18 protein-coding genes and 6 tRNA genes are annotated in these 20,389 nt (G+C 36.8%); 8 read left to right on the top strand and 16 right to left on the bottom strand.

Translation table 11 applies throughout. The features are described 5' to 3' along the window. Positions 1 to 36: 36 nt before the first annotated feature. From NZ698_RS16700 to NZ698_RS16650, 11 genes are all read right to left on the bottom strand, one after another. Entirely contained in the window at positions 37 to 822 is a 786-nt protein-coding gene (locus NZ698_RS16700; RefSeq protein WP_263004353.1) for a TatD family hydrolase, read from the bottom strand. Continuing rightward, positions 806 to 1,135 carry a hypothetical protein gene (locus tag NZ698_RS16695; protein WP_263004352.1) on the bottom strand — a complete coding sequence of 110 codons (330 nt, stop codon included), beginning with the start codon at positions 1,133 to 1,135 and terminating at the stop codon, positions 806 to 808. Before NZ698_RS16695 ends, NZ698_RS16700 begins: the two co-directional genes overlap by 17 nt. A gap of 20 nt (positions 1,136 to 1,155) precedes the next feature. Continuing rightward, a tRNA-Val gene (locus tag NZ698_RS16690) sits at positions 1,156 to 1,225 on the bottom strand. Positions 1,226 to 1,229: 4 nt separating this feature from the next. Next, positions 1,230 to 1,306 (bottom strand) — tRNA-OTHER (locus NZ698_RS16685). A gap of 7 nt (positions 1,307 to 1,313) precedes the next feature. Beyond that, positions 1,314 to 1,387 (bottom strand) — tRNA-OTHER (locus NZ698_RS16680). 4 nt (positions 1,388 to 1,391) lie between these two features. Further along, positions 1,392 to 1,463: transfer RNA gene (locus NZ698_RS16675), tRNA-Gly, on the bottom strand. Between the two features lie 7 nt (positions 1,464 to 1,470). Further along, positions 1,471 to 1,542: transfer RNA gene (locus NZ698_RS16670), tRNA-Ala, on the bottom strand. Positions 1,543 to 1,551: 9 nt separating this feature from the next. Further along, positions 1,552 to 1,622 (bottom strand) — tRNA-Val (locus NZ698_RS16665). A 7-nt stretch (positions 1,623 to 1,629) separates the two neighbouring features. Continuing rightward, complete coding sequence (locus NZ698_RS16660) at positions 1,630 to 2,994, bottom strand: SDR family NAD(P)-dependent oxidoreductase (RefSeq protein WP_263004351.1); 1,365 nt, start codon at positions 2,992 to 2,994, stop codon at positions 1,630 to 1,632. Between the two features lie 68 nt (positions 2,995 to 3,062). Beyond that, positions 3,063 to 3,716, bottom strand: a complete 654-nt coding sequence (locus NZ698_RS16655) for a tRNase toxin domain-containing protein (protein ID WP_263004350.1) — start codon at positions 3,714 to 3,716, stop codon at positions 3,063 to 3,065. Then, positions 3,717 to 4,436 carry a DUF434 domain-containing protein gene (locus tag NZ698_RS16650; protein WP_263004349.1) on the bottom strand — a complete coding sequence of 240 codons (720 nt, stop codon included), beginning with the start codon at positions 4,434 to 4,436 and terminating at the stop codon, positions 3,717 to 3,719. A gap of 294 nt (positions 4,437 to 4,730) precedes the next feature. Between NZ698_RS16650 and NZ698_RS16645 the strand changes: the two genes are divergently transcribed. From NZ698_RS16645 to xylE, 3 genes are all read left to right on the top strand, one after another. Next, positions 4,731 to 6,221, top strand: a complete 1,491-nt coding sequence (locus tag NZ698_RS16645; RefSeq protein WP_263004347.1) for a xylulokinase — start codon at positions 4,731 to 4,733, stop codon at positions 6,219 to 6,221. 194 nt (positions 6,222 to 6,415) lie between these two features. Next, positions 6,416 to 7,744: a xylose isomerase gene (gene xylA / locus NZ698_RS16640; protein WP_263004346.1), complete on the top strand. Its 1,329-nt coding sequence runs from the start codon at positions 6,416 to 6,418 to the stop codon at positions 7,742 to 7,744. A gap of 215 nt (positions 7,745 to 7,959) precedes the next feature. Next, the gene (gene xylE, locus NZ698_RS16635) at positions 7,960 to 9,381 is read left to right on the top strand and encodes a D-xylose transporter XylE (RefSeq protein ID WP_263004345.1); all 1,422 of its coding nucleotides are present in this window, start codon (positions 7,960 to 7,962) and stop codon (positions 9,379 to 9,381) included. Between the two features lie 137 nt (positions 9,382 to 9,518). Here xylE and NZ698_RS16630 read toward each other — a convergent pair whose 3' ends face one another. Then, the gene (locus NZ698_RS16630) at positions 9,519 to 11,102 is read right to left on the bottom strand and encodes a Na+/H+ antiporter (protein WP_263004344.1); all 1,584 of its coding nucleotides are present in this window, start codon (positions 11,100 to 11,102) and stop codon (positions 9,519 to 9,521) included. A 300-nt stretch (positions 11,103 to 11,402) separates the two neighbouring features. Between NZ698_RS16630 and NZ698_RS16625 the strand changes: the two genes are divergently transcribed. Together NZ698_RS16625 and NZ698_RS16620 are read left to right on the top strand one after the other, a co-directional pair. Continuing rightward, a complete protein-coding gene (locus NZ698_RS16625) occupies positions 11,403 to 12,431 on the top strand; it encodes a LacI family DNA-binding transcriptional regulator (RefSeq protein ID WP_263004343.1) in 1,029 nt (342 codons plus the stop codon). Positions 12,432 to 12,458: 27 nt separating this feature from the next. Continuing rightward, positions 12,459 to 12,824, top strand: coding sequence for a hypothetical protein (locus NZ698_RS16620; RefSeq protein WP_263004342.1), 366 nt, complete (start codon positions 12,459 to 12,461; stop codon positions 12,822 to 12,824). 199 nt (positions 12,825 to 13,023) lie between these two features. Here the strand turns inward: NZ698_RS16620 and NZ698_RS16615 are convergent, their stop codons facing one another. After that, positions 13,024 to 13,410, bottom strand: a complete 387-nt coding sequence (locus NZ698_RS16615) for a winged helix-turn-helix transcriptional regulator (RefSeq protein ID WP_056075283.1) — start codon at positions 13,408 to 13,410, stop codon at positions 13,024 to 13,026. 127 nt (positions 13,411 to 13,537) lie between these two features. Here NZ698_RS16615 and NZ698_RS16610 point away from each other — a divergent pair, with 127 nt between their 5' ends. Then, positions 13,538 to 14,329 carry an SDR family oxidoreductase gene (locus NZ698_RS16610; RefSeq protein ID WP_263004341.1) on the top strand — a complete coding sequence of 264 codons (792 nt, stop codon included), beginning with the start codon at positions 13,538 to 13,540 and terminating at the stop codon, positions 14,327 to 14,329. A gap of 21 nt (positions 14,330 to 14,350) precedes the next feature. Continuing rightward, positions 14,351 to 14,668, top strand: a complete 318-nt coding sequence (locus tag NZ698_RS16605) for a nuclear transport factor 2 family protein (protein ID WP_263004340.1) — start codon at positions 14,351 to 14,353, stop codon at positions 14,666 to 14,668. Between the two features lie 295 nt (positions 14,669 to 14,963). Here NZ698_RS16605 and NZ698_RS16600 read toward each other — a convergent pair whose 3' ends face one another. Further along, entirely contained in the window at positions 14,964 to 15,395 is a 432-nt protein-coding gene (locus NZ698_RS16600) for an endonuclease domain-containing protein (RefSeq protein ID WP_263004339.1), read from the bottom strand. Between the two features lie 356 nt (positions 15,396 to 15,751). On the opposite strand from NZ698_RS16600, the gene NZ698_RS16595 reads away from it, so the two are divergent. Further along, positions 15,752 to 16,237 carry a hypothetical protein gene (locus NZ698_RS16595; RefSeq protein WP_263004338.1) on the top strand — a complete coding sequence of 162 codons (486 nt, stop codon included), beginning with the start codon at positions 15,752 to 15,754 and terminating at the stop codon, positions 16,235 to 16,237. Between the two features lie 591 nt (positions 16,238 to 16,828). Here the strand turns inward: NZ698_RS16595 and NZ698_RS16590 are convergent. Together NZ698_RS16590 and NZ698_RS16585 are read right to left on the bottom strand one after the other, a co-directional pair. Beyond that, positions 16,829 to 18,604, bottom strand: a complete 1,776-nt coding sequence (locus tag NZ698_RS16590; protein ID WP_263004337.1) for a GmrSD restriction endonuclease domain-containing protein — start codon at positions 18,602 to 18,604, stop codon at positions 16,829 to 16,831. Between the two features lie 163 nt (positions 18,605 to 18,767). After that, a complete protein-coding gene (locus tag NZ698_RS16585) occupies positions 18,768 to 20,387 on the bottom strand; it encodes a UxaA family hydrolase (RefSeq protein WP_263004336.1) in 1,620 nt (539 codons plus the stop codon). Positions 20,388 to 20,389: the final 2 nt, after the last annotated feature.

Genomic DNA, 20,389 nt, shown 5'->3' with positions numbered 1-20,389 from the left:
AAAAAAAGAGCTTTACATTTTCTGTAGAGCTCTTTTTTATATTTTGAAAAAGTTTCGGGCGACTTCGGTTGTTTCATCTGCGACCTCGGAAATCTTTATTTTTTTAAGATGTGCGATGGTTTGTGCGACATAAGGTAAAAATTTCGGTTCATTTCGGCGGCTTTGCATTCTCGGAACATTTTTCGGAAGCATAAAAGGCGCATCGGTTTCAATCATTAATCTGTCGAGTGGAACATATTTAATGACATCTTCCAAATGTTTAAATCTTTTATCATCACTTATCGCTCCTGTAAATCCTAAATAAAATCCTTTATCCAGATAAATTTTTGCTTCTTCCAAAGTTCCGGTAAAACAGTGAACAACTGCTTTTGGAAGTTTCGATAAATATTCGTCGGTGATTTCGTTAAACCTTTTAAAAGCCGATCTTTCGTGAAGAAATAAAGGTTTATTAATTTCGATTGCTAATTCGAGTTGGGCACGATAACATTTTTCCTGAATGAGTCTTGGCGAAAAATCCCTGTCGAAATCCAGTCCGCATTCTCCGACTGAAATGACGTGGTCTTGTTTTAATAATTTCCTTAATTCATTAATGTTTTCGTTGTTAAAAGATTTTGCATCATGAGGATGAATTCCTGCTGTTGAAAATAAAATTTCAGGATAATCTTCTGCGATTTCAGCTGATTCTTTGCTTCCACGGACGCTTGTTCCTGTGAGAATCATTTGTTCTACTCCATTGTCGAGAGCTTGGTTGATGATTTCTGCGTGCTCGTCATTAAATTGTTTATTGGTCAGATTGATACCAATATCAATGAATGTATTCATTTTTGTTTATTTTATTGATTAAAAAATATCTTTTTACGTTTGCTCTTTTTATTGAATCTTTAAAAGATTTTTCCGAATAAAAACTTCTGTAAGCAGAATGTGTTTTGCCGTAAATCTCTTGTGTAATTTTAACCCAAATCAGTTTTCGTCTTTTTTTTCTTTGCTTAAAAAATTTAATGGTTTCACTCAGCTGATTTTCGATTTCAGATTTTTCAGTTCTCCTCCATTTTTTGTTTCCATGCTTTTTCAAATAAGGTCCGATTTTACCATATTCGAAGCTTCTGAAAGTTCCTTTGTTGTAGGTGTTTTTCATAATTATTTAAATTAGAAAAGGGAAACAGGCAAGATTTGAACTCGCAACTTCTCGAGGTTTGAGACGTTTTTCCATTTAAACTACTGCTTCCATTTGGGGAGACAAGCAAGATTCGAACTTGCAACTCATTCTGGCAGAAATGTATTTTTCCACATTTATTACTATTGTCTCCAATTTGGGAGTACAGCGGGAGTCGAACCCGCAACCTCTAATCAGTGAAGTCAGTGTTCTTCCAATTAGAACTATGTACTCCTTTCGAAACGCATGGGACTCGAACCCACAACCTCTGACTTGGAGGGTCAGCGCTCTTCCTTTGAGCTAACGTTTCTGTTTTGGGAGATAAGCGAGATTCGAACTCGCGTCAATTCCGTGCAGGGAATAAATTTTTCCGATTAAACTATTATCTCCATTTTGGAAAGCGTGTGGGACTCGAACCCACGACCTCCTGCGTGTAAAACAGGCGCTCTTCCCGCTGAGCTAACGCTTTCTATACTTTACCAATTATTGACTTTATAGTTTTTCAATAAAACTCCACTGAAATAATTCCCTTTGATCCCTTCCACAATCGGATGCAGAATTCTCGCAGCACCGTCGACGGAATCTAGTGGCGGAATATATCCTTGCTCAAATTGTTTTTTTCTTAAGCTTTCTTTTGCTCCTGTAGAAATCCATCCCACGTCAACTGCGGTCATATATATTTGATCTTTTTCAAATTCTTTTGCAGAAGTCAGAGTCATCATATTCAAAGCAGCTTTCGTCATATTTGTATGAGGATGAAACATTGTTTTGTTATCATAACTGAAAATCCCTTCCGAAGAAGTTACATTAATGATAAACTTTTCTTTAAAAGACGAGCTTTTCATGAGAGGTTTTAATTCTTTGATTAAAAAATAAGGCGCAATATGATTGATTAAATTTACCTCAACCAATTCATACATCGAAACTTCTTCCAAAGTAGAATTCCAACTTGTTTTATCTCTGTTGTCAACGGGTTGTCCGAAACGTGTCAAAGCTATACTTGTCTCTTCATTTTGGGCATATTCTAGTTTTCCAATTTCTTTTGAAATTGCCGTGTTGTTGGGAATTAATTTTTGATTATTTTTAAACTCTACCAACATTTCGTTTTCACGTTTAATGATTGGTAAATAGTATTCATCAGGATATTTTATGGTTTGTGCTGCATTGTTGATTAAAATATCAAGCGTTTCAAAATTCGATTTATAAAAATCTATAAACTCCTGAATTGCTTTTAAATTTCTCAAATCCAAACCATATACCCAAAGTCTTTCTTTCCACTCTTCGTAATCGTCTTCATTTTGTAAAGTTTCTAACGCTAAAGCCGGAAAACGAGTTGTCAAAATCAGATTTGCTCCATTTCTTAATAATTTAAGAGCAGTTGCAAATCCTACTTTTACTCGTCCTCCTGTCAGAATAATGTTTCGTCCTTTTAGCTCTATAGATTCAAAACGTTTTTCATAATTTTCTTCGGCACATTTTGGGCATAATCTTGTGTAAAATGAGTGAGCGTAGGAATAACTTTGATTACAGCAGTAACAATTTTTAGGAATATTAAGTTTTGTAAGATTTGTCTCGTCTTTTTCATCGTCATAAAAATCAGAAACTCCCGCCAAAGCTTTCTTTAGCAAAACAGATTCAGAATTGATTTCCAAATCATGCGTTTTCATTTGAGTATAATTTTCTTGACGGTTTTGTTTTTTTGCATTTTTATGAATCTTAGTAATCAATCCCGAAAAAGTTTTATTGTCAGGATTTTCAAAAGGCTCATCTTTCAAAGCATTCAAAACCTTGAGACAGGCTTCCCATTCTTTTTCCGAAAAATTTTGATTATAAAAATTCATAGCTTAATTTTATATTGACAAAACTATTATAATAGTACGCAATCTTTTTACGCAACAAAAATAATTTTTCATTCATTAATAAAAGTCTCCAAAAAACCGATCAGTCGCGTTCCATCTTGGCTCCACCGAATTCCTTGACCGTTTTTTTCTCTGATTTCATAGACCAATTCGTGTTTGTAATGATAGAAAACGTTCCACCAAGTTTTATTTTCGATGATGTAAGTGATTTTTTCCATGACTTTCTGCTGTTTCTGCAGATTGTTTCCTTTTATTTCTCCCCAAAACTGGTTATCCATTCTTCCTATATGCTTTTCACAAGCCCTTTGAGCCATACTAACCTCATGATTAAACGGTTTTCTACAACTTTCAATCAAAACATTTTCAAGTGGCGGAATTGAATTTTCATCTCGCAAACTTGCAGAAGTAAGGCGTTGTCCCAAAATATTCAGCCAATATTCAAAAGGGATTTTTTCTAAATCTTTAGCTTTAATTTCAGTTGAACTTTCACTTTCAAGAATGTCAATAAAAGTTTTAAAACTTTCTGATCGGTCAATTTTTATTTCTTCATTAAAATACGGAAGTTCCCAATCTAAAGTTTTGTCTTTAAATCTTTGAATATTTCTACTCATATTTTCCAGATGTTCAATCTCCAGAATTTTACCGAATTTTTCTTTCCAGGAATCTGAAAATAACGAAATATATTTTCCAAATAAATTCTTCATCTAAAACATTTTTACCAAATTGACAGAAAGTTTTTCTTCTTCTTCTTCAATCAAAAATCCAACAAGGTTACACCAATTTTTACAATGATCTAAAATCCAGGCATCAGAAGAAGCCACAATTTTAGTATTTTCAACTAAAAATTTGTCTGGATTAAATTCTAATTCTACTTCCCAATTAAGATTATTTTCCTTAGCAAAATCGAGAATTATTTGTTTAATTCTTCCACTGTTTGAAACGGGTTGATCAAAAATCCAGACGAGTTTTTCCAGATCAGATTTTTTAAAGAATACAGAAACCAATTCTATCGCTTTAAAAGTTTGCTGCACTCGTTTATAGGTTCCATGAACTCCGGAAAGATCACGAAAACAGCCATCCAAACCTTCAAAAATATAAGCTTCTGAAAGTAAACTTTCCAATAAGATCAAAACATTGAAACCGTCAAGATAAAGTGTTTTATTTTTTAAATCTGAAATTTCTAACCGTTTCGAATTCCTGTTTTCAATTTGTTGATCCGAAGCCGAAACTCCACGCAAAGCCTTAATTTGTCTGGTTTTCAATTTGTAGCGACTTGCTACCAATTCAGAACTTGATTTTTCAGGATATTCTTTGCTTAAAAGATAATTCATATCCTGAACTGCGAATTTCAACTTATCTAATTCTTTCGTTGGTTGAAATAAAATATCGTCACCTGTATTTTTACCTCGATTTCTGGTATTCATTTTTCAAAAATATAATATTTCCAATAAATTGATTTAGATTAAAAAAGTCCGCTTTGCCCGATCGATTAACTAAATTTAATATTTAAGCAATCTTTTTAGGGAAAAATGGGATTGTAAAAATCATCCAAAGCAATCTACCTTATCATAAATATTACGATAACTTAACAAAACAACAATTCTGAATATCAAAGACTTGAAACCGTTTATTATCATTAAAAATGAAGTATTAATAAAAAAAATATTGATTATATGATAAAATTATTACATTTAGAGCCTAACAATTATTAATTAATAATGAAGTTTATAGGATATGATGTCGGGAGCTCATCGATAAAAGCATCCATTGTAGATGAAAACGGAAAAGTAATTGCTCACGCAAAATATCCGGAAAGTGAGATGGCTATTGATTCTCCAAAGATCGGCTGGGCTGAACAGGACCCGGAACAATGGTGGCAAAATCTGAGAATTCTGACTCAAAAAATAATTGCAGAAAGTCATATCGACAAAAATGAGATCAAAGGCATCGGGATCTCTTATCAGATGCACGGTTTGGTTTTGGTGGGAAAAGACAAAGAGGTTTTACGACCTTCTATCATTTGGTGCGACAGCCGCGCAGTAGAAACCGGCGACAAAGCTTTTGACGATTTGGGTGAAGAAGTTTGTATGAATAAACTTTTGAATTCACCAGGAAATTTCACCGCTTCAAAATTAAAATGGGTCAAAGAAAACGAGCCGGAAATCTATGAAAAGATCTGGAAGTTTATGCTTCCAGGAGATTTTATTGCTTTAAAATTAAGCGGTGAAGCAACCACAACCGTTACCGGACTTTCGGAAGGTGTGCTTTGGGATTTCCAGAAACATCAGGCTTCGAAAACCTTATTGAATCACTGGGGAATTGATGAATCTTTGGTTTCAACAGTAGTAGACAATTTCACGGAGCAATGTGTAGTTTCAAAACAGGGCGCTGAAGAAAGCGGTTTGCCGGAAGGAATTCCTGTTTTGTACAGAGCCGGAGATCAGCCGAATAATGCGTTGTCCTTAAACGTAATGAATCCAGGAGAGATCGCTGCTACAGGCGGAACTTCAGGCGTTGTTTATGGTGTGACAGACAATATTCATTCTAAAGAATCTGTGCGGGTAAACAATTTTGCGCACATCAATCATACAAAAGAGCAGCCTAGAATCGGCAAAATGCTTTGTTTAAATGGTGCGGGAATTCAGTACAGCTGGTTACGTCACCAGGTGGATCAGAAAAGACATTCTTATCAGGAACTGAATGATCTGGCTTCACAAATCCCAATCGGTTCAGACGGAATCATTGTTTTACCATTCGGAAACGGCGCTGAGAGAGTTTTAAAAAATAAAGACATCGGTTCTTCTACTTATAATGTGAATTTTAACCGTCACAAAAGTGTTCATTTATTCAGAGCCGGACTGGAGGGTATCGCCTACTCTTTCGTTTACGGAACTGAAATTCTGATGAATGACGGTTTACAGAAAGGAATTATTAAAGCCGGTGGAGATAATTTATTTCGTTCTTCTCTATTCGCGCAATCGATTGCAACCTTGTTAGATACGGAGATCAGAATTTTCGATACGACTGGTTCCACAGGAGCAGCAAGAGCAGCGGCAATCGGAGCGGGAGCATTTGAAACCTTAACGGATATTTTAACCGAAAAAGATATTACCACCACTTACATTCCTGATTTTAAAAATATGGATCAGTACAGGGAAAGTTATGGGAAATGGAAACAAAAATTGGAACAAGTGATAAGCGCGACTTAGTCTCGATTTAATGGTTAAAGTTCATTTTGAAAGACAAAGTTGCAGCCCGACTTGAACGGAGCTCTTTTTCTGAAAAAATGGATGGGAAATGCGGAGGTTTTTCAGAAAAAAGCGGGAGTGGAAGGCGGATAAAGCTGCCCAAATAAAAATATTAAACAAATTGTAAGAATCAATAAAAATATAAAATCAAAATAATGGCAATTACGACAGGAAACAAAGAGTACTTTAAAGGAATAGAAAAAATCAAGTTTGAGGGAAGGGAATCAGATAATCCGTTGGCATTCAAATTTTACGATGAAAATTTAGTTGTTCGTGGAAAAACGATGAAAGAATATTTCAAGTTTGCGTCTGCTTACTGGCATACATTCTGCGCAACTGGTGGAGACCCATTTGGTGCAGGAACTCAGCAATTTGACTGGTTAACTGCTTCTGATGCAAAACAGAGAGCAAAAGAAAAAATGGATGCCGCTTTTGAATTTTTCACAAAATTAGGCGTTCCTTACTACTGTTTCCACGATTACGATTTGATTGACGAGGCAGATAATTTCGCAGAATCTACAAAGAGACTGGAATTCATCACCGATTATGCTAAAGAAAAACAGGCAGCTTCTGGTGTGAAATTGCTTTGGGGAACTTCAAACTGCTTCTCAAATCCAAGATTTATGAACGGTGCGGCAACCAATCCTTCATTTGACGTTTTGGCGTACGCAGGTGGACAGGTGAAAAATGCTTTGGATGCTACGATTAAATTAGGTGGAGAAAACTATGTGTTCTGGGGCGGCCGTGAAGGTTATATGTCACTTCTAAACACCAATATGAAGCGTGAGCAGGAGCACATGGCGAAGTTTTTACATTTGGCTAAAGATTATGCAAGAGCTCAGGGATTCAAAGGAACTTTCTTCATCGAACCAAAACCGATGGAGCCTACAAAACACCAATATGATTTTGATGCTGCAACCTGTTTAAATTTCCTTCGTCAGTACGATTTATTGAATGATTTTAAATTAAATCTTGAAGTGAACCACGCTACGTTGGCTCAACATACTTTCGAGCACGAACTTCAGGTAGCGGCTGACAACAATGTGTTGGGAAGCATCGATGCGAACAGAGGAGATTACCAGAATGGTTGGGATACAGACCAATTCCCGGTTGATCTATACGAAATGACTCAGGCGATGTTGGTAATTATCCAGGCTGGAGGTTTCCAGGGCGGAGGTGTTAATTTTGATGCTAAAATCAGAAGAAACTCAACCGATTTAGAAGATATTTTCATCGCTCACATCAGCGGAATGGACAATTTTGCGAGATCGTTCCTGGCTGCTGATAAAATTTTAGAAAAATCAAAATATTCTGAGATCAGAACCAACAGATATTCTTCATTCGATTCCGGAAAAGGTAAAGATTTCGAAAACGGAAGCTTATCTTTAACTGACCTTGCCACTTACGCTCAAGGGCTTGGAGAAGTTGGTAGAGAAAGCGGAAAGCAGGAATATCTTGAGAGTATTATCAATCAGTATTTATAAAAATTATTGAAGATAAATCATCTCTAAAATAAGAAAACTGCTATCAAAAAATTCATCAAAATTAATTCCCCTACCCTAAAGGGTATAATTTTGATGAATTTTAAGGACTTTTCCTCCCTTTAGGGTTGGGGTAAGAAAAGTCCTTAAAATTTAAACAACGAGTCTATTTGATAAAGATATTTATCATTTTCTAACATTTAAAACTAAATCAAACTATGCAAATAATAGATTCTGGGCCTAAATATTCTTCAGGAACAAAGGCGCAGATCAACATGCTGTACGTTACTGTACTCACGTTGGTCGCCACTTTGGGAGGACTTTTGTTTGGATACGACACGGCCGTAATTTCCGGCGCCGAGAAATCGATTCAGGAATATTTGATTATTCCACTAGGATTGAGCTCATTGGCACACGGAGCGACCATTTCGAGTGCATTGATCGGATGTATCATCGGTGGCGCTATTTCCGGAATGATCTCCACGAAGCTGGGAAGAAAAAAATCATTGATGCTTTCGGCGTTTCTTTTTTTCATCAGTGCTTTGGGAGCGGCGTATCCTGAATTTTTATTCTTCAAACACGGCGAACATTCGATGGGTGTTTTGCTGGCATTTAATTTTTATAGGATCATTGGTGGAATCGGTGTGGGACTGGCTTCGGCGGTCTGCCCGATGTACATTGGTGAGATTGCACCTGCCGAAATACGTGGTAAACTGGTATCACTGAATCAGTTTGCCATTATTTTCGGGATGCTCGTAGTTTACTTTGTGAACTGGGGCATCGCAAGCGGACAAACCGTAGAATGGATCAATGAAATCGGATGGAGATACATGTTTTTATCACTGACGATTCCTTCTGCTCTATTCGGGATTCTTCTGTTTTTCGTTCCTGAAACACCGCGATATTTGACGTTTATTAAAAAAGATGAAGAAGCACTTAAAATTTTAACCAAAATCAATGGTGAAGCCCGTGGAAAAGAAATTTTCTCCGAGATAAAAAGCACCGTTGTTGAACATAAAAGTGAAATTTTTGCCTTCGGAAAAACCGTGATTGTGATTGGAATTTTGCTTTCTGTTTTCCAGCAGTTTGTGGGAATTAACGTGGCTTTGTACTACGCTCCAAGGATTTTTGAAAGTATGGGTGTTCACAAAGATTCATCGATGCTGCAGACCGTTGTAATGGGATTGGTCAACGTTGTATTTACCGTTATTGCCATTTTCACTGTGGATAAATGGGGAAGAAAGCCTTTATTAATAACAGGTTCTGTTGGGATGGCGATTGGAATGTTTGCGATTGCAATTTTATCGTATTATCAAATCATCGGAATTGCAACTTTGGTCTTTATCATTGTTTACACCGCGTCATTTATGATGTCTTGGGGACCAATTTGTTGGGTTTTAATCTCAGAAATATTCCCGAATAAAATCAGAGGAAGTGCGATTGCGATTGCAGTTGCCGCTCAGTGGGCTGCCAATTATCTAATTTCATCTACTTATCCTTTTATGATGGAATTCAGTGGAGCATTCACTTACGGATTTTATGGGGTGATGAGTGTTTTATCGCTGTTCTTCGTATGGAAATGGGTTCCTGAGACCAAAGGAAAATCTCTTGAAGAGATCGAAAAGGTTTGGGAAAAATAATATACTTCAGTTTTAAAATTAGTTTGTTAGGGCATCGAGTTTTTCGGTGCTCTTTTTTATTTTAAATAAATCTATGATAATTATTTTACCAAAAACAAAAGCTACTGAAATTCAGCAGCTTTTAATCTCAATTTTATCTAAATCATCTTCAAGCGTTCTTCTTCCAGATCAATCTGATATAATTGCTGGCGGATGATTTCTTCATTGATTTTGGGATCTTTATTAAGTTCGGAAAGATATTCGCGCTGAATTTCCAACATTTCTATAAAAATAGTTTTTGTCTTATTATTCATCCAACTGTCATCGGTTGCTTTTGCACGTTCTTCCCAATGTTTCAGAAACATTTCCATTCCTGCATTATCTTTCAGCTCGTTTTGATATTTAGACTTCAGAAATTGATGCATATGCAACTTTAGATCTTTTTTAATTTTTTTTCTTGTTGATTCTTCATCTTCTTCATTAAAAATACCATCAAAAAATTGGGTTCTTTTTATAATATAAGGCAACGTAAGACCTTGCACCAAAAGCGTCAAGAGAATAACAACGAACGTGATAAATAAAATTAAATTCCGGTGAGGAAAAGCTTCGCCATTACTCAATGTTACCGGAATTGCCAACGCAGCGGCGAGAGAAACTACGCCCCTCATTCCAGTCCAGCCTAATAAAAGTGGCATCATCCATCTCCTTTTTCGGGAAGATGCGTGAGGTTGTACGCTCGGACGGAAAATTACTGTTGCAACTAGGGCGGCATAAGAACTGATCATTCTTGCAGCAATCAGAATTCCTGTCACTAAAACTCCATAACCGATTGCCGTTTCAAGAGGAATCTGATCATCTTTAAGTCCATCAATAATTTCAGGAAGCTCTAACCCGATGATTAAGAAAACAATGCCGTTTAAAATAAATATCAAACTTTCCCAAACACTATATGCGTGAATTCTGCTTGTACTGTTCAGGAATTTCAATCGCCTTGCCGACATAAAAAGTCCACCTGCAACAACTGCCAAAACGCCTGAACTGTGCAACTCTTCGGCAATCCAATACATCAGATAAGGCTCGATGATTGTCAATGCAATATCGGAAGGTGCATCTGTAGGAAGAATTTTGTGCGCCTTCACAAAAAGCCAACCTAAAAGCAATCCTATTCCTGCACCACCAATCACCATCCAAAAGAAACTCATTGTTGCATCCTGCCAAACAAACTGACCTGTCCCGACTGCGACCAAAGCAAATCGGAAAATAATCAATGAGGAAGCATCATTCAGTAAACTTTCACCTTCAAGAATAGTCGCTGTAGATTTTGGAATACTCACAAATTTTGTAATCGCTCCAGTACTTACAGCATCTGGCGGAGAAACGATTCCTCCGAGTAAAAACCCTAAAGCAATCGTAAATCCGGGAATATAATAATTGGTCACCAAAGCCACCGATAAAGCCGTAAAGAAAACAACGAGGAAGGCAAAGCTCCCAATAATCCGCCACCATTTTTTCATTTCCTTAAATGAAATTTTCCAGGCTGCTTCAAACAATAATGGTGGAAGGAAGATGAAAAAGATCATATCAGGATCAATTTTGATCACTGGTAATCCTGGTATGAAACTGATGACCAAACCTCCGACAACCAATAAAATGGGATAAGCAATTTTCAGTTTTGCTGCAAACATATTCAGCAGAACGATGACTGCGATCATTGCTAAAAGAAAAGGTAAAAGACTGTGCATGGAAATATTTGTGTTTAAAATACAAAAATAATAATTACAACGACTTCATTCCAAAGACCAAATCTGACATCATTTGTATTATTTAAATTTCAAATAAAAATTCGGATAAAATTTCAAAATAATAATTCTATCACATTTGAAATCATTCCTCACCTTATCATATTTAATTCTAAATTTTTTCTGCTCAATAAAAAGCACAAAATTGCAGTTTTTAATGCGCTGATAACGTTAATTTGATTAAATTAGCCACTATTCCGAAAACGAATTTTGAAGGAAGAATAACGTTAGTCCAGAATACCTATGACAAAGAAAAATGCCACGATTTATGACATTTCAAGAAAGCTGAACGTAAGTGTGGCAACGGTTTCCAGAGCGCTGAACGATAATCCGAGAATAAGTCAGGCAACCAAAGAGCTTGTAGTGAAAACCGCCAAGGAAATGAACTATAAGCAGAATAATCTTGCCAAAGCACTAAAAAGCGGGGAAACAAAGAACATCGGCATCATCGTTCCGTACATCAACACCAACTTTTTCTCGTCTGTAATCCGTGGAATTGAGGAAGAACTTTCTCCACATGGTTATCATGTAATTATTTGTCAAAGTCATGAAGATGTTTTAATTGAAAAAAAACATCTGAATACTTTATTGAATGCCCAGGTTGACGGAATTTTCATGTCGGTTTCACGAACAACGATTGACACTGAACATATTCAGCATATTTTAAATACCACCAACACACCGATTATTTTCTTTGACAGAAAGAAAGATATTCCGGGAATCAGTACCGTAACGATTGACGATTATCGTGGTGGTTACATGGCAACAGAACATCTGATTGATGAAGGTTACAAAAACATCTGTCACTTTGCCGGAGATCTGAATCTTGAGATTTATCAAAACCGTCTCAGTGGCTACAAACAAGCCTTGATTGATCATAACTTTCAAGTAAAAGAAGAAAACATCATCTCTACCGGAAGTTCAATCGATGCCGGAATTGAAGCCATCAAAACTTTGTGGGACAGCAAATCGATTCCAGATGCGATATTTTCTGCCAGTGATTTTGCTGCTTTGGGCGCTTGTCAGGAATTGAAAAAACGAAAGATCAAAATTCCTCAGGAAGTTGCAGTTATCGGTTTTTCCAACGAACCTTTCACCCAATTTATGGAGCTTCCGATGAGTTCTATGGATCAGACTCCTCTGATTATGGGAAATATGGCGGGACAGGTTTTTATAGATCACGTGAAAGATAATTCTTCGGGAGTTTCTATTGAGAAGAAAGTGGTGTTGGCGCCTCAGATTTGTGTGAGGAAATCTTCGAAAAGGAAATGATTTTTCAAAATTAAACACTCGGTATAAATGAAACCTATCAAGGATAGTCAATTTTTATTTATTGACGATGATGGTACGAAAAAAGTGTTTCTCAGAGAAAAATACTTTGAATTTGTCTGCCTTTTAGTTACAGATTTTTATGAAAAAGAAATTGTTGAAAATAATTTTTACAATTATTTTGTCAACTTATTGAATGACTTAGAAGATGATTATGGAGTCTCCTTCATAGAACATCATATACCTCCACATTGGGCATTATGCATTATTCAAAATAAGCACACTATTGATACTTATGACAAAAATGACGAAGCTAAATTAAGTGATATTTGGTTAGAATTCACAAAACATAATAGTTTAAAATCATTTATTATAGACTATAACACTCCAAATTAGTTTTTAGAATTATTCTCTAATTTAGAATTTCCTTTGTCATGAAAACAAAAACCTTTGGTGCGGTCCAATGAACAATTGGCAATGAATTTATATTTTGACGAGGTGATTTTACGAAATCAATGCTAAGACTATTCATTCTCGAAAAATCTATAATCATTTTAAATTCATTATTTAAATGGTAACTACAAACTTGCACTTCTCATTCTTCCAGGCGAAGCAACTCGCTTTCTGCATTCAAACGCTTTAGAATAACGGTGCGTAAATGCGTTTCGTTTTGATCGCCCCAAATTCCCAACTGCAAAATTATCGGTATAACGCTTTTTCCCAGTTCAGTAAGACTGTACTCTACTTTGGGCGGCACTACAGGGTAAATTTTCTTGGTAATCAATTCGTGATCTTCCAGTTCTTTCAACTGTATATTTAATACTCTACGCGTGGCGTCAGGGATTTTGCGCTGTAATTCACTCGGCCTTTGATGTCCTTGGTCGATAAACCAGAGCAGACGTATTTTCCATTTGCCGTAAAGTACCTCACCGATCAGATCTAGACCGCAATTTAAGTTCGGGATTATTTTTCTCTCATACATAAAGCAAATTTAAACGTATGTTCCGATTTGCACAATAGGGGAATAATTTATCCCTATCTGAATCGTAATTCCGTACTTGTACAAACTGTTTTTATACCCCAATTTTGCCCTATAAATAATTATAAAAATGGAACAGTTTAATTTCAACAATGAGTTATCAGGCCAAATTGCTCTGGTAACTGGAGGTACAAAAGGAACCGGAAAAGCGATTGCAGAAAGACTTTTGCAGGCCGGCGCAACAGTGATCATTTCGGCAAGAAATGCACCAGAAAAAGAAAACAGCAATCTGCATTTCATTGCTGCTGATCTGAGTACTGCGGAAGGAACACAGAAAGTAATCAGTGAAATAATGTCTACTTATGGCCGGCTGGACATTCTGATCAACAACCTCGGCTCTTCAACAACACCTGCCGGTGGCTTTAATGCATTATCGGATGAGGACTGGGAATCTACATTAAAGGCTAATCTACTTGCTCCGGTAAGACTAGACCGTGGGTTTTTGCCCCAAATGATTGAGCGGAAAAGTGGTGTTATCATCCACATTGCTTCCATTCAGGGTAAGCTTCCTCTGTACGATTCTACTTTGCCTTACGCCGCTTCAAAAGCAGCATTGAGAAATTACAGTAAAAGCCTGTCGAATGAAGTAACTCCAAAAGGTGTCCGTGTCTTGGCTGTTTCACCTGGATGGATTAATACGACAGCATCGAAAGACTGGCTGGGCGAAATTGCAAGAAACGCAAACAGCACCGTAGAACAAGCGCAACAGGGTGTGATGGATGCGCTGGGCGGAATTCCTTTTGGCAGACCTTCCGAACCGAGAGAGGTTGCCGAATTTGTAGGTTTTCTTGTCTCTCCGAGAGCCGGCTATTTAACAGGAACCGAATACGTCATCGACGGCGGTACCGTACCAACTATTTAATCATTTTAAAAATAAAATATAATGCAATTACCAAACATCATCTCAGAATTAGTAAAGACCCAAAACGAATTTAACAGCGCTGCCTATGCAGACTGTTTCGCCGAAGATGCCCAGGTATCTGATGAAGGCAAAACGCACAACGGAAAGGCAGAAATTGAAAAGTGGATCGACAAATCCAACAAAGAAAACAAAGCCACAATGGAGCCGGTAGATTATGATGAACAAGAAAATATATTGTCGGCTAAAATTGCAGGATCCTTTCCGGGAAGTCCTCTGATTTTGAAATTTCATTTTAAAATTGCTGACGGAAAAATTCAGGCTTTAAAAGTAACAGGATAAAATATGTCTGGAATTACAATGTTTTACCATGCAGGGCTGAAGTGAAAATTTCAGCCTTTTTACTTTTTTTGTATGCTTAACTTTTTAAAAGATTTTGGGTTTTGTTTATACTCAATAACCAACCCGTCTTCTTTCTGCGAAAGAATCCACCCCTCCAAAGGAGGGGAATTGTTGTGTGTTTAAGAAGGCTCAGTCTCAAATTCAAATTTAGAATTGTACGACAAAGTATTCAACAGAAAGTCAACGTTGAAAAAATTCCCCTCCTCTGGAGGTGTGGATTAATTTTCAAAGAAAATTAAGACGGGGTGGTTTCAGCAGCATAATTCTCAACAATAAAATCCTCCAAATCTTTCATCACGCTACCCAGATTATTCTTCACATCAAAATCAGTTGCTCTGAAAATCTTCAATCCTAAAGATTCCAAAAACTTTTGTCTTACTTCATCATAATCTTTTTTAACATCATGACTCCAACCATCAATTTCGATAACCAATCCTAACTTTTTGACATAAAAATCAACAATATAATTCCCTATAATTCTCTGTCTGTCAAAATCTATCTCATGAAAAATTTTCGCCCGAACCTGCTTCCAAAAAATTACTTCACTTAAAATTCCTGCTTTTCGCTTTCCGTGTAATAATGGTTTTAATTTGGGATTGTAAGGGAGATTTTCTACGTAGTTTTTACGGATGGGAATTCTGTTGATTTGGGATAATATTTCTTGCATTGTGTTTTTGTGTTTTCTAATCGTGGACTTTTAAACCACCCCGTCTTCTTTCTGCGAAAGAATCCACCCCTCCAAGGGAGGGGAATTTTGTGACGCAATGGGATTGAAGCATCCAAATTTAGAAAATTTATTGAAAATATTCAACCAAGTTCATACGTGAGAATTCCCCTCCTACGGAGGGGTGGCGAAAATTCAAAGAATTTTTGACGGGGTGGTTTATTACTCCAGAAAAAAGATAAGTTATTTTAAGTTTTTAAAATTTCTCTTCTGATTTTAAATTTTTTCTATCTTCGTTTTCCATTACAAAAAAACACACGATTTTACTCATATAGTATTAACCTTTAAAATCAAAAATGATGGGATTAACAAATTTGAACTCCACCCATTTGAGCAGTGCAAAGATCACTGCGGCACAGGATGCCATCGCGGCATTGGAAACTGCTCTTGCTGAAATTACAGTCAACCTTTCAGCTGAAGACCGTAAAAAATACGGAAGCATCAACGAGCAAAACAAACTCTTTGTCAATAAGGTCTACGACTACAACAAGAGCCAGGCAAACCTGAGCTCTCCAGAAGTAGACTGGGAAGAATTTGACAAAGATCACAGCTCCCGAAACAACATGGAAGCCATGATCAGCAGGCTCGAAAGTGTGATTACAAGACTGAATAATGCCAAAACGCTTCATGATTACGACAACTATCAGTCGGCGTTGGTAGATTATTCTTTCACCACTTACAAAGCGGGAACGTCAGCGACGGGATTTGAAGACAAGTACAAAGATCTGAAACAGTTCTTTGTGAAAAATTCAACCTCTACGGCTCCACCCGAGGAGAAAAAATAAAAAGCAACAACCAGCAACCCTTCCTATTGAAACGGAGGGGTATTTTTATGCTTTCAAACGGTCTTTTAATATATTCGATACGTTATTGAATACTCGGGAGAGGTTCTTTACTCCTTCCGACACGTCTTGGATAGCTTCGGAGACGTCTTTTAGCCATCCGGAGACGTTCTTTAAGAGTCGGGAGAGGTTGTTGACTCCTCGGTATACGTTCAGTATAGATCGGGAGTGGTCTTTTACCTATCCGGACTTATGTTTTACCTGTCGGGATAGGGCTTATAACGTGTCTGGATGTATCAATCACCCCATCGGAGGCGTTGATAACCCCCGCGGATGTTTGCTGAACGTATCGGGACAGGTTGTACAACGTATCGGAAGGTCATCAGAATGTATCGGGACTTGTTGGAAACATGTTGGGTTAGGTTCGGGACGTGGAATTTGGGGTTGGAGACGTGGAGGGATAGGTTTTCGCTGGCGCATGCGTCTCGCTTGTGACCGCTTTACTATACAATGGGTACGAGCGGGAAGTTTATGCCAGGTTTAGAAAAAATAGGAAACTGCTTTTTTGAGCGGTTTCTTATTTTTTCCAATTGCTTATTTAAAAAGATTAAATATATCTTTTTGTTTTGCACCTTGAACCTCTACGCAGTTTGCACCATCTCTTTGATAAAGTTTATCCTCAAAATATACAGGTTCATCTCCTGCATCAACTCTAATCATTAAAATTGTATTATTATGATAGGTAATAGGTGTAATATTTGTAGTCACTCTAGTTTTAAGACCAGTTTCTAAATTAGAACTACTAATTTTACCTGTTATAAAACTTATATATTGATCTAAGGATACACCTTTTATTTTAGCTTCTCTTTCTAAACCAACAATACCAAAATCATGAAATCGAGGAGTATCAACTAAACCATCAAGTTTTTCAACTTGTATTGTATCTTTTTCTTTATCTGTGACTCCAATAAATAAAAATCCAATTTTATTTTTTCCAAGATTGGCAAGAGCAGAAATATTACAAAGAATTTTATAAAAACTAGCTTCATCAAATTCTCTTTTTGTTGGATTTAACGTATAAAAACCTTGTTTAAAATCATATATAGCAGACTCTGTTTTTGACTTCATAAGATAAGCTTGGAAATCTATTATGTAGGATGTTGAGCTCCTAAAAGTTGAGGCTGACTTTTTGAAATAATTCTGAATTAGTCCTTTGCACACATTAATGTTGTTGATTCTATCATCTGTAGTAGTATAATTACGAGATCTAATTAGTTTTGAATGTATATTTCTAAGACTCTCTTTAATTTTTTTGTAATCAAACGGGACTAAATTATCGTTAATCATTAAATCATAAAAAGCCATAAACATTGTATAAAAAGCTTCTTTTACGGGATTACCACCTGCAGAAGGATTTAAAACATTTTTAAGTCTTTCTCCCTCAAAATGATATTCTACAATATTTACTATTTCAGAATATACTGTTAATAAGTTGCTACGTAGGTTTTCAGCACCCAAAGAGTTTATTTTGATTTCAATATCATTTGACTTATTGTCGTCTCCGCTACCATAGTAATTGTCAAACGCTCTTCTGCTTGCAGGAAATGGCTCTCCTAAAGAGACTGATAATATAATATCTGCTAGAACTTGCTCATCCTCACTTTCCTTCAAATCCGAGATATTAAGAACGCCTTGTTTACACCAAAATGTCTCTTCTGCATTTATTCCATATTGATGTTTAGATAATTTGGAATCGATACTGATTTCGGGCATATCTTGAAGTAGCAAAATCTCACGTGATGCATCACCTCTAATTTCTGACGAAACCTCCCTTACAAGTAATGAGAATTTCGAAACATTCCCCGCCTGTCTAACTTCTTGATGAGATAATTTCTTACCAGTTGAATTAATTCTTCTAAATGTTTCATTAATTTCATCAGTGCTACCCGTCTTGAATATTGTTACAGGAAAAGGATACTGAATAAATGATGAAACTTGTTCTTGAGTAAGTAATGAAACACCCTCTTTTATAAAAATAATTCCTTTTGAAATTTGGGTTTGTGCAAATGTATAGTCGGGTATATTAAAATATTTTTCTTCACCATCTATTTCAATTCCAAAATGGTTTTCAATAAAACCAAAGATTGCATTTAATCTTTGCATCCCATCAATTATTTCAAATTTTTCCTCTTTTGACGCCAATAGAATCAAAGGAATTGGATATTGTTTTAAAATTGAATCAATTAAGGATCTTTTTTCGTTTTGGCTCCAAACTAATTTTCTTTGATATCGCCTATTAATTATGAGCCTATTATTACGATATAATTCATAAGCTTCCATTATTGTCATTCCTCTTGGTGATTCTATCATATATTATATTTTTATGAGATAAAGGTTAAAAATTTAATCTGATACTAAGGTACAAAAAAAGTAAAACGACTTCATTTATAAATGCATTATAGCAAAAAAAAGAAAATGCTCCCTACCGAAGCAAGAAGCATTTTCAACCCTAATATTTAATATAATTAACCCATTACAGAGAGACACCTCGTCTCCATGGAATGAAATCATTCTGATTAAGAACGTCCGCTTTGGTTTTTACTTCGCCGCTGGCTACGTTGATGATGAGTTCCAGAAGTTCGTCTGCCGCTTCAGGAATTGTTTTTTCTCCGCTTATTACGGTACCTGCATTGAAATCAATAATGTCTGACATTTTTTCTGCCAAAACCGTGTTGGAAGAAATCTTCACAACCGGCGAAATAGGATTTCCCATCGGAGTTCCAAGACCAGTAGTGAAAAGTACTACTGTAGCACCTGAACCTACTAAAGCCGTTGTACATTCGGCATCATTTCCGGGAGTACATAGGAGATTCAGACCTGGTTTTGTAGCGTATTCTGTAAAATCAAGAACTTCTACGATTGGTGCAGCTCCACCTTTTTTAGATGCTCCTGCGGATTTCATGGCATCTGTAATCAAACCGTCTTTGATGTTTCCGGGAGACGGATTCATATCAAATCCTGATCCTGCCGCAACCACAGAGGCTTCAAAATCTTTCATCAGTTTCAGGAATTTTACACCGTCTTCATCGTTGATGCAACGGTTCACCAGCTCCTGCTCTACTCCACACAATTCAGGGAATTCGGCTAACATGGTTTTTCCGCCAACAGCCGCCATAATATCTGAAACTTCTCCCAAAACTGGGTTTGCAGAAATTCCTGAGAAACCGTCTGAGCCGCCACATTCCAAACCAATGTTCAGTTTGGTGATAGATGCCGGTTTTCTCTCTATTTCGTTGGCTTTTTTAATGCCTTCGTATGAATCTTTAATAACGCCGGTCAGCATTTCATCGATGGTACCCGATTTTTGCTGTTCGTAAACGACGATTGGTTTTTTGTTATTTGGAGCCAGTGCATGCAGTGAATCCATAAAAATCTGTACCTGAAGATTCTGACACCCTAAGCTAAGAACCGTAGCTCCCGCAACATTCGGGTTGTTGACATATCCTGCGAACAGTCTTCCCAAAGCTTCAGCGTCCTGACGGATTCCGCCACAACCACCCTGATGCGTGATGAATCTTACGTCGATATTTTTGAATATTCTCGTATCCGGTTCTTCCTCTTCCACCGCAACATCTGCAGTTGCACCGCCATTCAGTAAAGAACGAAGTAACAATTGATGTTTGCTGGCTTTATCGTGAAGTAATTCTTTTTCGAAAATATCTTTCAGTGTTTCGATATTCTTGTTTTCGCAGAATACCAACGGGAAAAACAGCCATACGTTTTCTGTACCTACCTGCCCGTCTTCACGGTGGTAGCCCATGAACGTACGGTCTTTCCACTTGTCAACATTGGGTGGAGTCCAGCCCAAAGTATCGGTTTTGCCGACCACTTTTGCACTTTGGTGCTTTACGTTTTCGGTGGTAATCACTTCGCCCTGACTGATGGATTGGTTGGCTTTTCCAACGATTACGCCATACATTAAAATATGGTCGCCATCCTCAAAATCTACGGCAGCGAATTTATGTTTTGCTTTAATATCTTTAAGAATCGTATAATCTGTACCGTCTAAGTGCACCGATTCTCCGGCAGGCAAATCCATCAACGCTACAATAACGTTGTCTTTGGGATTTACTTTCAGTACTTTCTTCTGCATGA

It is taken from the genome of Chryseobacterium edaphi (assembly GCF_025628985.1).
Lineage (GTDB): Bacteria > Bacteroidota > Bacteroidia > Flavobacteriales > Weeksellaceae > Chryseobacterium > Chryseobacterium edaphi.
The sequence above is the reverse complement of the archived record's forward strand: the minus strand, read 5'-3'. Positions and strand labels throughout refer to the sequence as shown.